Annotated in this window: 10 protein-coding genes and 4 tRNA genes; 8 read left to right on the top strand and 6 right to left on the bottom strand. The window is 59.2% G+C overall.

Annotation, left to right across the window (positions count from 1 at the left end; genetic code table 11):
- Positions 1-90 precede the first annotated feature (90 nt).
- Positions 91-630 (bottom strand): TetR/AcrR family transcriptional regulator, encoded by a 540-nt coding sequence (locus PGR6_RS20245; RefSeq protein ID WP_064619319.1) that lies wholly within the window; start codon positions 628-630, stop codon positions 91-93.
- Between the two features lie 91 nt (positions 631-721).
- Between PGR6_RS20245 and PGR6_RS20240 the strand changes: the two genes are divergently transcribed.
- The 4 genes from PGR6_RS20240 (at position 722) to PGR6_RS20225 (ending at position 5,504) form a co-directional block, all read left to right on the top strand.
- Positions 722-1,915 (top strand): MFS transporter, encoded by a 1,194-nt coding sequence (locus PGR6_RS20240; RefSeq protein WP_018925155.1) that lies wholly within the window; start codon positions 722-724, stop codon positions 1,913-1,915.
- Positions 1,916-1,957: 42 nt separating this feature from the next.
- On the top strand, positions 1,958-2,269 hold the full coding sequence (locus tag PGR6_RS20235; protein WP_007936125.1) for a cupin: 312 nt from the start codon (positions 1,958-1,960) through the stop codon (positions 2,267-2,269).
- A gap of 106 nt (positions 2,270-2,375) precedes the next feature.
- Positions 2,376-3,527 carry a TDT family transporter gene (locus tag PGR6_RS20230; RefSeq protein WP_064619316.1) on the top strand — a complete coding sequence of 384 codons (1,152 nt, stop codon included), beginning with the start codon at positions 2,376-2,378 and terminating at the stop codon, positions 3,525-3,527.
- Between the two features lie 102 nt (positions 3,528-3,629).
- Positions 3,630-5,504 carry an MFS transporter gene (locus tag PGR6_RS20225; RefSeq protein WP_064619313.1) on the top strand — a complete coding sequence of 625 codons (1,875 nt, stop codon included), beginning with the start codon at positions 3,630-3,632 and terminating at the stop codon, positions 5,502-5,504.
- A 52-nt stretch (positions 5,505-5,556) separates the two neighbouring features.
- Here PGR6_RS20225 and sugE read toward each other — a convergent pair whose 3' ends face one another.
- The 3 genes from sugE to rdgC all read right to left on the bottom strand — a co-directional run bounded on the left by sugE (position 5,557) and on the right by rdgC (position 8,054).
- A complete protein-coding gene (gene sugE / locus PGR6_RS20220) occupies positions 5,557-5,871 on the bottom strand; it encodes a quaternary ammonium compound efflux SMR transporter SugE (RefSeq protein ID WP_018925158.1) in 315 nt (104 codons plus the stop codon).
- Positions 5,872-5,990: 119 nt separating this feature from the next.
- Entirely contained in the window at positions 5,991-6,956 is a 966-nt protein-coding gene (locus PGR6_RS20215; RefSeq protein ID WP_064619310.1) for a bile acid:sodium symporter family protein, read from the bottom strand.
- 177 nt (positions 6,957-7,133) lie between these two features.
- Positions 7,134-8,054, bottom strand: a complete 921-nt coding sequence (gene rdgC, locus PGR6_RS20210) for a recombination-associated protein RdgC (protein ID WP_007936132.1) — start codon at positions 8,052-8,054, stop codon at positions 7,134-7,136.
- A 159-nt stretch (positions 8,055-8,213) separates the two neighbouring features.
- Between rdgC and PGR6_RS20205 the strand changes: the two genes are divergently transcribed.
- The 4 genes from PGR6_RS20205 to PGR6_RS20190 all read left to right on the top strand — a co-directional run bounded on the left by PGR6_RS20205 (position 8,214) and on the right by PGR6_RS20190 (position 8,755).
- A tRNA-Val gene (locus tag PGR6_RS20205) sits at positions 8,214-8,289 on the top strand.
- Between the two features lie 19 nt (positions 8,290-8,308).
- A tRNA-Asp gene (locus PGR6_RS20200) sits at positions 8,309-8,385 on the top strand.
- Positions 8,386-8,583: 198 nt separating this feature from the next.
- Positions 8,584-8,659: transfer RNA gene (locus tag PGR6_RS20195), tRNA-Val, on the top strand.
- 19 nt (positions 8,660-8,678) lie between these two features.
- Positions 8,679-8,755: transfer RNA gene (locus PGR6_RS20190), tRNA-Asp, on the top strand.
- A gap of 143 nt (positions 8,756-8,898) precedes the next feature.
- On the opposite strand, the gene PGR6_RS20185 is transcribed toward PGR6_RS20190, so the two are convergent.
- Positions 8,899-10,035 carry a catalase family protein gene (locus PGR6_RS20185; RefSeq protein WP_064619307.1) on the bottom strand — a complete coding sequence of 379 codons (1,137 nt, stop codon included), beginning with the start codon at positions 10,033-10,035 and terminating at the stop codon, positions 8,899-8,901.
- A 3-nt stretch (positions 10,036-10,038) separates the two neighbouring features.
- Positions 10,039-11,871, bottom strand: a complete 1,833-nt coding sequence (locus tag PGR6_RS30250; protein ID WP_064621329.1) for a di-heme-cytochrome C peroxidase — start codon at positions 11,869-11,871, stop codon at positions 10,039-10,041.
- Between the last annotated feature and the right edge of the window lie 40 nt (positions 11,872-11,911).

The raw sequence follows: 11,911 nt of genomic DNA, 5'->3' as shown, positions 1-11,911 counted from the left end.
AAGGTCGTGGCGTGGCGGGGTGTCGCAGGTTGTGTATCCGTCAGATCCTGGTCGTCATTGCGGGAGCGAGGCTTGCCTGCGAAGGCGGCGTTACTGACTCAACGCAATATCGATCAGCCGATGCAACTCTTCAACCTCCAGCGCCTGCGCCGCAAACAGGATGCGAAACACCGTCGGTGCCACCACCATATTGATCAACCGGTCGACACTTGGCCGTGATTGATCGGGATAGCGATCCAGAATCGTCTGCAACTGCCCGCCAATGATCGTCACGCAATAGCCCGGCGTGGCGCTGGATTGCACGTCGCGCATCATGTTGCGCCCGGGTTCGGAACTCATTTCATCCAGATACTGCTCGGCCCAAGCCCGCACGTCCCCGCGCAGGCTGCCGGTATTGGCCGGCTCACTGTCGGGGCGCATGCGGGCGAGGGCGACATCGGCCAGCAGTGCAGACAGATCACCCCAGCGCCGATAAATGGTCGACGGCGTCACCCCGGCCCGGGCAGCGATTTGCGGCACGGTCAGGGTCGCCCGATCCTGCTCTTCAAGGAGCGCGCGGACAGCCGAATGAATCGACTCTTGAACCCTGGCACTTCTGCCACCAGGGCGTAAACCTTCTTTAATAGCCATGCGGCGGACCTTAACACAAAGAATTTGCTTTAAGCGCTGACCAGTAGCAGACTCCGCAAAAGCAAAAAATTAGCTTTTGCGGAGTGTGCTCATGTCTCTTCCAGCGACAAATCGTTCCAGCCTGTGGTTTCTGGCGATCACCTTACTCAGTTTTCTCGCCGCTTCCACCGCGCCGACCCCGTTGTATCACCTCTATCAGGAGCACCTGCAGTTCTCAGCCGCGACCCTGACCCTTATTTTCGGCGTCTACGCCCTCAGCTTGCTGGCGGCGCTGCTCACGGTCGGTTCGCTGTCGGATTATCTGGGGCGCAAACCGGTGATTTTTACCGCCGTGTTGCTGAATATGCTGGCGATGTTGCTGTTCATCAACGCCGACAGCGTCGCCTGGTTGATCGGTGCGCGAGTACTTCAGGGGTTTGCGACGGGAATGGCCACCGCCGTCTTGAGTGCGGCGTTGCTGGACACCGATCGCCAGCAAGGGCCGATGGTCAACAGTGTCGCGCCGTTGCTGGGCATGGCGCTGGGGGCCATGGGTTGCGGATTATTGGCCGAGTTTGCGCCCCTGCCGCTGCAATTGACCTATTGGGTGTTGTTCGCGCTGTTTTTGATGCAAGCGCTGTACGTCTGGCGCCTGCCGGAAAGCGTCAGTCGACAACCGGGTGCCTGGGCCTCGCTGCGCCCGACCCTGCATGTGCCGATTCAGGCGCGGCGAATGTTGTGGCGGGTGCTGCCGATAGACCTCGCGGTGTGGGCGCTCGGCGGCTTTTTCGCCTCCCTGGCGCCGTCCCTGGTGCGGACAGCCACCGGGTCCACGTCGAACCTGATTGGCGGTGCGACGGTGGCCGTGTTGACGGTGACCGGTGCCTCGATGATCTACACCTTGCGCAATCGGCCGGCCGACAAGGTCTTGCTGCTGGGCGCGAGCTTGCTGCCCGCAGGCGTTGCGCTGATTCTGCTGGCGGTCCACAGCGCCAGCCTGCCATTGTTTTTCTTCGGCACGCTGGTGGCGGGCAGCGGATTCGGTACGGGTTTCCTTGGCGCCTTGCGCAGCATCGTGCCGCTGGCCTTGCCTCATGAGCGGGCCGGGTTGATGTCGGCGTTTTATGTGCTCAGTTATCTGGCGTTCTGCTTGCCGTCGTTGCTGGCCGGTAATCTGACCCGCAGCTTTGGGCTGGTGGCGACCACTGACGGTTACGGCGCGGTACTGATCATCCTGTCGCTCGGTGCGCTGATCGGCTTGCTTCGTGAGCGGTCTGTCAAAGTCTGTGGCGTCGATGTCAGATGACCGTTAGCCTTGGCACCGCCATTCATTTCGACGGACCGACCCATGAAGATCATCCGCAGCAAATCCTTCACCGGTGACCGCGCCTGGGCGGCGCTGGACATCGCCAACATGAACGGTATCACCACCCGTTTGCACTGGACCGATCAGCCGTATAAATGGCACGTCAACGATGGCCAGGAAGTGTTCGTGGTGCTCGACGGTCAGGTGCAGATGCGTTATCGCGAAGCAGGCCTCGAAAAGGAAACCCTGCTGGAGGTCGGCGATATTTTTTATGCCTCGGTGGGCACCGAACATGTGGCTCATCCGCAGGGCGTGGCGAGGATATTGGTGATCGAGACTGAAGGCAGCGTCTGATGCTATATCTATAAAACAGATAACAGTTAGAGATATTACCCGTTATATCGATATTCTATTCGGATCTATCATGAGCGCCTCCCTCATTAGAGGACAGGAGTTCGCCATGACCTGCACCCGTAGCGTTAAACCCGGTATCAAGCCGTTCAGTCATCTGCAGCACCCAAGAGAAGCCATCCGCCAATTCACCCCGAACTGGTTCGCGGCGACCATGGGCACTGGTGTATTGGCGCTTGCGCTTGCGCAACTGCCGGTGTCGACTCCCGGTCTGCATGCGTTGGCCGAAGGCTTGTGGCTATTAAATATTGGCCTGTTTGTGTTGTTCACGGCCATGTATGCCGCGCGTTGGGTCATGTTCTTCGACGAAGCGCGGCGGATTTTCGGCCACTCCACGGTTTCGATGTTTTTCGGCACCATTCCCATGGGCCTGGCGACCATCATCAATGGCTTTCTGCTGTTCGGCCTGCCGCGCTGGGGCGACGGTGTGATTCATGTCGCCGAAGTGCTGTGGTGGCTGGACGTGGCGATGTCGCTGGCCTGCGGCGTACTGATTCCCTACATGATGTTCACCCGTCAGGAGCACAGCATCGACCAGATGACCGCTGTCTGGCTGTTGCCGGTGGTGGCGGCGGAAGTGGCGGCTGCCAGTGGTGGCTTGCTGGCGCCGCACCTCGCCGATGCTCATACGCAGTTAGTGGTGCTGGTGACCAGCTACGTGCTTTGGGCTTTTTCCCTGCCGGTGGCGTTCAGCATTCTGACCATCCTGTTGCTGCGCATGGCGTTGCATAAATTGCCCCACGAAAACATGGCCGCCTCGAGCTGGCTGGCGCTTGGGCCGATTGGCACGGGTGCGCTGGGCATGTTGCTGCTGGGTGCCGACGCGCCGGCGATCTTTGCCGCCAACGGTCTGCCGGGGATCGGTGAAATAGCTGAGGGGCTTGGGCTGGTGGCCGGGATCACGCTGTGGGGCTTCGGGCTTTGGTGGATGCTGATAGCACTGCTGATCACCGTGCGTTACTTGCGCGCCGGTATCCCGTTCAATCTCGGCTGGTGGGGTTTCACGTTCCCGCTGGGTGTCTATTCCCTGACTACGCTGAAACTGGCCAGCACCTTGAACCTGACGTTTTTCAGTGTCTTTGGTTGCGTGTTGGTGGCCATGCTGGCGGTGATGTGGCTGATTGTCGCCAAACGCACGGTGCGGGGCGCGTGGAAGGGCGAACTGTTTGTCTCACCGTGCATCGCAGGATTAAAGAAATAACCGGCAAAGATTAGGTAATGTGTGTGGCCTGGATCGACGTTCGACATTCCAATAACAGTATCCACGCCACCCTCTACCAAAAAAATCAGGGACACATGGAAGATGAGTCACCCCTCGCAGTTCACCTTGCTTCGCACTCGGCGCTTCCTGCCTTTTTTTGTCACGCAGTCCCTTGGGGCCTTTAACGACAACATCTTCAAGCAGTCGCTGATCCTCGCCATTTTGTACAAGCTGACCATCGAGGGTGACCGTTCGATCTGGGTCAACCTGTGTGCGTTGCTGTTTATCCTGCCGTTCTTCCTGTTCTCGGCCCTGGCCGGGCAGTTCGGGGAGAAGTTCGCCAAGGACGCGCTGATCCGTCTGATCAAGCTCGGGGAAATCGTCATCATGACGGTGGGCGCGGTCGGTTTCATGTTCGATCACCTGTCGCTGATGCTGTTGGCGCTGTTTGCCATGGGCACCCACTCGGCGCTGTTCGGGCCGGTGAAGTACTCGATCCTGCCGCAGGCCTTGCGCGAAGAAGAGCTGGTGGGTGGCAACGGGTTGGTGGAAATGGGCACCTTCCTGGCAATTCTCGCCGGGACGATTGGCGCCGGCATCATGATGTCCGCCAGCAACTACGCGCCGGTGGTGTCCACGGCAATCATCGGCATTGCGGTGCTCGGTTATCTGGCCAGCCGCAACATTCCCCGAGCTGCGGCGGCATCGCCGCAAATGCGCCTGAACTGGAATATCTTCAGCCAGTCCTGGGCCACGTTGAAGCTGGGCCTGGGGCAAACCCCTGCGGTCTCGCGTTCGATCGTCGGCAACTCATGGTTCTGGTTTGTCGGGGCGATTTATCTGACGCAAATCCCGGCGTATGCCAAGGAATGGATGCACGGCGACGAGACCGTGGTGACGCTGATTCTTACCGTGTTCTCGGTCGGTATTGCACTGGGTTCGATGCTTTGCGAGAAACTCTCCGGGCGCAAAGTCGAGATCGGTCTGGTGCCGTTCGGCTCATTCGGCCTGACCGTATTTGGCCTGTTCCTGTGGTGGCATTCCGGTGGAATTCCGGACAGCGTTACCGGCCATGGCTGGATCGAAATCCTTGGCTTCGGTCACACCTGGCTGGTGTTGATCGACATCCTCGGGCTGGGAGTCTTCGGCGGTTTCTACATCGTGCCGCTGTATGCGCTGATCCAGTCCCGCACCGTCGAGAACGAACGGGCCCGAGTGATTGCCGCCAACAACATTCTCAACGCCCTGTTCATGGTGGTGTCGGCGATTGTGTCGATCGTCTTGCTGAGCATCGCCAAGCTGTCGATCCCGCAGCTGTTTCTGGTGGTGTCGCTGCTGAACATCGGCGTCAACGCGTACATCTTCAAAATTGTCCCCGAGTTCAGCATGCGTTTCATGATCTGGCTGCTCGGCCATTCCATGTACCGCGTCGAGCATCGCAACCTCGAGCTGATTCCCGATGAGGGCCCTGCGCTGCTGGTTTGCAACCATGTGTCGTTCGTCGATGCGTTGCTGATTGGTGGCGCCGTGCGTCGGCCGATTCGCTTTGTGATGTATTACAAAATCTACAACCTGCCGGTGCTGAACTTCATCTTCCGCACGGCCGGGGCAATTCCGATTGCCGGGCGCCAGGAAGACATTCAAATCTACGAAAAAGCCTTCACCCGCATTGCCCAGTATCTGAAGGATGGCGAGCTGGTGTGTATTTTCCCTGAAGGCAAGTTGACAGCTGATGGCGAGATCAACGAGTTCAAGGGCGGGCTGACGCGGATTCTCGAAGAAACGCCAGTGCCGGTGATTCCGCTGGCGTTGCAGGGGTTGTGGGGGAGTTTCTTCAGCCGCGATCCGAACAAGGGCTTGTTCCGTCGGTTGTGGTCGCGGGTGACCTTGGTGGCAGGGCCGGCGGTGGCGGTTGAAGTGGCGGAGCCAGCTAAGTTGCAGGCGTTGGTGGGGGATTTGCGTGGGGCCGTTAGATAGTTGGTGACTTTGCGGGCCTCATCGCGGGCTTGCCCGCGATGACGTCAGTGGCCTAAGCGCTGACCTTGAGCCCAACCAACCCGGTAATGATCAGTGCCACACTGGCCAGCCGAAACAGTGCCATGGATTCACCAAACAGAATGATCCCGGCGATCACCGTGCCCACTGCACCCACGCCGGTCCAGATCGCATAGGCCGTGCCCAGCGGCAATTCCTTCATGGCAAGGCCCAGCAGGCCAAGGCTGATGGCCATGGCGGCAACGGTCAATGCGGTGGGAAGAGGGCGGCTGAAGCCGTCGGTGTATTTCAGGCCAACGGCCCAGCCGACTTCGAACAGACCGGCGAAAAACAGAATGATCCAGGACATGGAAGACCTCCATCGATGGATGGGGTCGTCCCCGGATTAAGCACTCGATCGAGTCGCGAGGTCGTCCCCGCATTGCGCGATAGAGTGCCCATCATTAACCCGAGGATCAAGTTTTCGGATCAGTCAGCCACTTGCTGAGCAGCGATTTTCCGATCCTCTTTTTCGCTCATGCGACGGAAATAGGTGGAGAGCAGGGCCCCGGAAATGTTGTGCCAGACGCTGAACAGCGCGCTCGGCACCGCCGCCAGCGGCGAGAAGTGCGCACTGGCCAGTGCCGCACCCAGACCGGAGTTCTGCATGCCGACTTCCAGTGCCAGGGATTTGCGCTGGGCCAGCGGCAGGTTGAACAGGCGCCCGGTGAAGTAACCCAGCAAGTAGCCGAAGCTGTTGTGCAGCATCACCACGGCCATGATCAGCAGACCGGATTCGGCAATCTTCGCCTGGCTGGCGGCCACCACGGCCGTGACGATGATCACGATGCTCACCACCGATACCAGCGGCAACACTTCTACCGCGTGACGAACCCGATCACCGAGTACGCGTTGGGTAACCACGCCAAGTACGATCGGCAACAGCACGACTTGCAGGATCGACCAGAACAGCTCCATGAACGACACCGGCAACCAGGCCGAGGCCAGCAGCCAGATCAGCGCCGGTGTCAGCAATGGCGCGAGGAGGGTGGTGACGGCGGCAATGGCCACCGACAACGCCAGGTCGCCGCGAGCCAGCCAGGTCATCACGTTCGACGAAGTGCCGCTCGGGCAGCAGCCGACCAGAATCACCCCGACGGCGATCTCTGGCGGCAGGTGGAATACCTGGCAGAGTAACCATGCCATGCCGGGCATGATCACGAAGTGGGCGACCACGCCCAGGGCCACGCGCCACGGATGGCGAGCGACTTCGGCGAAGTCTTCGAGCTTGAGGGTCAGGCCCATGCCGAACATCACCAGCCCCAGCAGCGGCACAATGGCGCCTTTCAAACCGATGAACCAGGCTGGCTGCAGAAACGCCACGATGGCGAAAATCAGTACCCAGTAAGCGAAGGTGTTGCCGACAAAACGACTCAATGCAGCGAGTGCGCGCATGGCCTGATCCTTGTTATGTGTTTAAAAGCGGGTAGGGCTTGGAACTTGGGTTGCCTGCAAAAAGATCGCAGCCTTCGGCAGCTCCTACATTTGAAATGCGATCCTCTGTAGGAGCTGCTGAAGGCTGCGATCTTTTCTTACCAGGCGCCGCCGATCAAGGCCGGCGCCCTAAGGCAATCAGATACCCTGTGGGGTCTCTTCACCACCCAACGCTTCAACCAGTGCTGGCAGGAAGTCGCCGAAGGTCAGCATCATCAGGGTGAAGCTGGCGTCCAGTTGACCCAGTGCTTCGTCGCCACCGTCCTGCTCCGCCTGATCTTGCAGCAGGTCTTCGAACTTCAGGCGCTTGACCACCATTTTGTCGTCGAGCACGAACGACAGTTTGTCCTGCCAGGCCAGCGACAATTGAGTGACCACTTTGCCGGTGCTCAGGTGCAGCTGGATTTCTTCGCTGGTCAGGTCCTGACGCTTGCAACGCACGATGCCACCGTCTTCGTGGGTGTCGCGCAGTTCGCACTCGTCCAGCACAAAGAAATCGTCTGCGGCTTTCTGAGTGGTAACCCACTCGGTCATGGTCGCGGTCGGGGACATCTTCACCGTCAGCGGACGTACCGGCAGCGAGCCGATCACTTCACGCAGGGTGGACAGCAGGTCTTCGGCCCGTTTCGGGCTGGCCGAGTTCACCAGGATCAGGCCCTGTTTCGGCGCAATGGCGGCGAAGGTCGACGAGCGACGGATAAAGGCGCGGGGCAGGAAGGCCTGGATGATTTCATCCTTGATCTGATCGCGTTCCTTTTTATAGACCTTGCGCATTTGTTCGGCTTCGATCTCTTCGACCTTTTCCTTCACTGCGTCACGCACGACGCTGCCCGGCAGAATGCGTTCTTCTTTACGGGCGGCGATCAGCAGGAAGTCTCCGCTGACGTGTACCAGCGGTGCATCTTCGCCTTTGCCGAAGGGCGCGACGAAACCGTAGGTGGTCAACTCCTGGCTTGCACATGGACGCGCCAGTTTGGTGGCCAGTGCAGTTTCCAACGCCTCGGCATCAAAAGGCAGATCTTGGGTCAGGCGATAGATAAGCAGGTTTTTGAACCACATGGGGTGAGTCTCTCCTTTATACAAAGGGGGGCATTATTGTCTTCGCCGGGTCATAGGCCAACCCTTCTCTAAGCCTTTGGAAGGCCTGAGAAAATTATTTAAAAAAGTGCTTGCCAGAGGTTGGGTCGCTCCGTAGAATGCGCGCCACACCGAAGCGAAGGGTGATTAGCTCAGCTGGGAGAGCGTCTGCCTTACAAGCAGAATGTCGGCGGTTCGATCCCGTCATCACCCACCATTCGTTTCAAGTGTTTAGCGCAGCGGTAGTTCAGTCGGTTAGAATACCGGCCTGTCACGCCGGGGGTCGCGGGTTCGAGTCCCGTCCGCTGCGCCATATTCGGTAACCTGGACCACTGAACGCCAGGTCACCACGGAAAAACCCGCTGAGGCGGGTTTTTTTCTGTCTCAAGTTTGTACCTTGTTCCATCGGGTTGTGTCGTTTCACCGGTTTTCGGATTTTTTTGAAAAAAACTTCAATTAAATCAACACTTTACGAAAACTTGTGGCATAATGCGTCCCGTAACGAAGCGAAGGGTGATTAGCTCAGCTGGGAGAGCGTCTGCCTTACAAGCAGAATGTCGGCGGTTCGATCCCGTCATCACCCACCATTCGTTTCAAGCGTTTCGCGCAGCGGTAGTTCAGTCGGTTAGAATACCGGCCTGTCACGCCGGGGGTCGCGGGTTCGAGTCCCGTCCGCTGCGCCATATTCGGTATCTGGAACACTGAACGCCAGATCACCACAGAAAGCCCGCTTAATGCGGGCTTTTTGCTGTCTGGGATTTGGCTTTTTGCCGGATTCACTGAAGAAAGCGACCTGCTCAGGTCGCTTTTTTCGTTTCTGCCTTACTTATTGTTCGCCGTTGCGGCTGTGTCGATAGTCGCTGACGGCCTCGTACACCGCTTTGCGCAACCGGTTGATCCCACCAATCGGCCGATGGGCTTCAAGGCCGAACCATGGATTGAACGACAGGTTGTCGCATTGCAGGTTCAGCGCCGGGGTGTCGAAATCCTGGGCAGGCAGCTTGATCCTGGCCACGGTTTCGAAGGGCGCGTCTCGTTCACGCCACTCGATGCTGGTGTCTTCGATCGGCATATATTGGCCCGGATCCTGACGCTGGATCTGCAAAACGAAACAGGCCGGCACCCGATCAGTCGACAGCTGCTGGTTCAGCGCACTGCGCAGGAAGTTCGGCAGGTTTTGATTTTGCGTGGGCAGCGTGTAGGTCGGGCAGCTCTCCGGATCCGGTATCACCCGGAATTTGACGTTGGCCTCACCAAACTTGTACGGCGAAACCGAAAAGTAGGTGGTCTGGGTCGGACTTGCCGGGGCAGGGGAGAGTGTCGCCAGCGCAATAAACAGATGACGAACCTGCCAGGTGCGCGGATCCCAAGCCGGGAAGAACGCCATTATCGTTTTGCCTTCAGCCTGAGCGGCCACATTCTGACGATACTCGGCGACATCGCTGACAAAGAAGTTCGGATGGTTGAACATCACGAAATCCTGTTCGCTGCGCCCTTGTCGGTCACTCAGTAACTGTTTACCCGGCACATCGAACAACTTGATCGCCATGCCCCGGGCATCGCGGATGCTGTCGAACTGCGGATAGGCATTGCCGTTGGACAGACGCATCGTCGCTTGCCAGGTTTTGCCGGGTTCGCTGAACACGCCTTGGCGCAACGCCGTCGCCAGATCCGGCAGCACCTGAACCTCGGCCTTCACGCAACCATGGGCCTTGGCGTGAGCGTCGCGCAGATAGCGAGTACTTTCGCGGTGTTGATCGACGATCCGCACCGCTGTCTGGATGATGTCCCGGGTCATCGCCGCTTCGCCGTCCGGAATCAGTTCTTCAGCCGATACCGGGCCGCGATGTTGCCAGGCGAGCCATGCCATGGTCAGCGCCCAGCCGAGGACCCCCAAACCCAACATCCACAGCAGGGTTTTACCAAGGAAGGCACCCAGACGTAGCCAGAGCGTGATCAGCATGGGTCAATCCTTTTGACTGATGAGGTGGTCTGGCAATTGCGACTCCAGCGGGCCGCCCAACACTTTCAGGTATTCCAACAGCGCCCAGCGCTCCTGCGGTTGCAGCAGGCGACCGATCACGCCATTACCGCGCTCGCCGTCGCGGAATTCGTGGCCGCTGTTGTGATTGCCGGTAATACGCGTGTCGAACACAAAGCCGTTGGTGAAGGCTTCGGTGCGATAGCCCAGGTGTTTGGGATCGTATTCGAAGGTGCCCTTGTAGAACGTTGTTGCACGTTCATCCTGGGGCGAGAGCAGTTGATAAATGCTCGGCACCGAACCGTTGTGCAGAAACGGCGGTGTGGCCCAGACGCCCGCCAATGGTCGGGCTTTATAGCTGCGTAATTCCTGGACACCGATAGGCAGGCCGAAACCGTCCAGGTTCGGGCGCTCCGCTGGCGTCACATTGGCTGCGCGATAGGCCTGGTTCCCCACGAAAGCAGTGACGTAGGCCAGCCCCTTGGCCACTGACAACTGGCTCAAATCCAAGGGTTCCGTGGGTTTTGGATGCAGTTGCACGTCCAGTTGCGCAAGCTCTGCCGGATCCCACTTCAAGGCCGTCAGATCGAAGCGATGGTCGGCAATATTGTTGGCGGCGCCGGGGTCTGTGCCAATCACCTCCACGGGCAGTAAGTTCAGGTGGTGCACCGGTCTGCCGTCGCTTTGGGTGACGCGGGGGACGTGGCACCCAGCGCAGTTTTCAGCGAATAGTGCTCGGCCTTTTGCGGCCAACGGTTTGTCGATGGAGCCCAGCAAGGCTTCCGGCCAGACGGGCGGCTTGAGTCGTTGCAGGGTTTGTTCGATCCGGTGCAAATCGCGCACCCGGACGCTGGACGGATAGCGGTCGTCGCCCTTGAGAGGCTGCCCGCTGGCGTCGAAGAAATTCAGCGTGGCGCCAACACCCAGGGCCTCGCCGATGTTGCGGGCCATCGGTTGCTGCGCCGAGCCGTTCCACTGCACCCAGTCGAAGGTCCACATGTCCCACAGTTGCGGGTAGTCCACCGGCGCGTTGGCCACACGGTAGTTGGCCGGCGAAATGGCGTCGCCGAAACTGGCGTTGGCGATGCGTCCGAAGGCGTCGGTACGGCCGGGGCCTTCTTCGGTGGGGTAGAGCCCGCGATGGGTGTCGTTCCAGGCCACTTTCAAGAAGGTATCGAGTGAGCTTTTGAAGTCCTGGCGTAGCTGTTGATGCCGGGCGTCATAGTCCTGGCCCAGGACGTTGCGTGCGAAACGTTCGAATTTCCACGGGTTGTAGTAAGTCGAGGCGAGGCTGGCCACCAGTGCCTGGCCGAAACTGCCGCCGCGCAGGGTCGGGACGCTGGATGGCAGCACATGCTGGGCCGAGCCACCGTCGATGCGCACGGCCTGGCCGTTGAAACGCAATTCGCCGGTGTGGCAGGCGGAACAGGTGATGTCCAGAAACTCTTCCTGGCTGCCCGGATTCTGATGACGGGCGAAACCGACGGGCAGGTTGCCAGGGTTGTCTGGCGTGGCTTTCTGGCTCGGATCGATCAGAAAACCAAAGCGCGCGAGGTATTCGGGGGCGGCGAATCGTTTTTGCGAGAAGGGCAGTTCGAGGGCGTTGAACCAGTCATAGCGCAAGCCTTTGACCTGGGTGCCTTGGGGCGTGAAGTAGTAGGCCTGGCGGTCTGCGGCGCTCCATTGCTCCAGGTAATGCACCTGTTGCGCCGGTGACCAGGCCGGTAATTTCGGGTTGGCGACGTAGTACAGCACCACGGCGAGGCCCAGCCCCAGTAGTACTGCGATCAGAATCAGCAAGCGGATTATGAGGCGCACGATAAACATCCTTGTCAATTTGTAGCTCTCTTATGCCTCA

This window comes from Pseudomonas sp. GR 6-02, from assembly GCF_001655615.1.
Lineage (GTDB): Bacteria > Pseudomonadota > Gammaproteobacteria > Pseudomonadales > Pseudomonadaceae > Aquipseudomonas.
This window is presented reverse-complemented; position numbering and strand designations above follow the sequence as displayed.

What these genes read in the sequence shown, in the direction of transcription:
- rdgC (WP_007936132.1), bottom strand. Translation starts at nt 8,054, where the DNA reads ATGTGGTTCAAAAACCTGCTTATCTATCGCCTGACCCAAGATCTGCCT.
- PGR6_RS20240 (WP_018925155.1), top strand. Translation starts at nt 722, where the DNA reads ATGTCTCTTCCAGCGACAAATCGTTCCAGCCTGTGGTTTCTGGCGATC.
- PGR6_RS20225 (WP_064619313.1), top strand. Translation starts at nt 3,630, where the DNA reads ATGAGTCACCCCTCGCAGTTCACCTTGCTTCGCACTCGGCGCTTCCTG.
- PGR6_RS20185 (WP_064619307.1), bottom strand. Translation starts at nt 10,035, where the DNA reads ATGCTGATCACGCTCTGGCTACGTCTGGGTGCCTTCCTTGGTAAAACC.
- PGR6_RS20215 (WP_064619310.1), bottom strand. Translation starts at nt 6,956, where the DNA reads ATGCGCGCACTCGCTGCATTGAGTCGTTTTGTCGGCAACACCTTCGCT.
- sugE (WP_018925158.1), bottom strand. Translation starts at nt 5,871, where the DNA reads ATGTCCTGGATCATTCTGTTTTTCGCCGGTCTGTTCGAAGTCGGCTGG.
- PGR6_RS20245 (WP_064619319.1), bottom strand. Translation starts at nt 630, where the DNA reads ATGGCTATTAAAGAAGGTTTACGCCCTGGTGGCAGAAGTGCCAGGGTT.
- PGR6_RS20230 (WP_064619316.1), top strand. Translation starts at nt 2,376, where the DNA reads ATGACCTGCACCCGTAGCGTTAAACCCGGTATCAAGCCGTTCAGTCAT.
- PGR6_RS20235 (WP_007936125.1), top strand. Translation starts at nt 1,958, where the DNA reads ATGAAGATCATCCGCAGCAAATCCTTCACCGGTGACCGCGCCTGGGCG.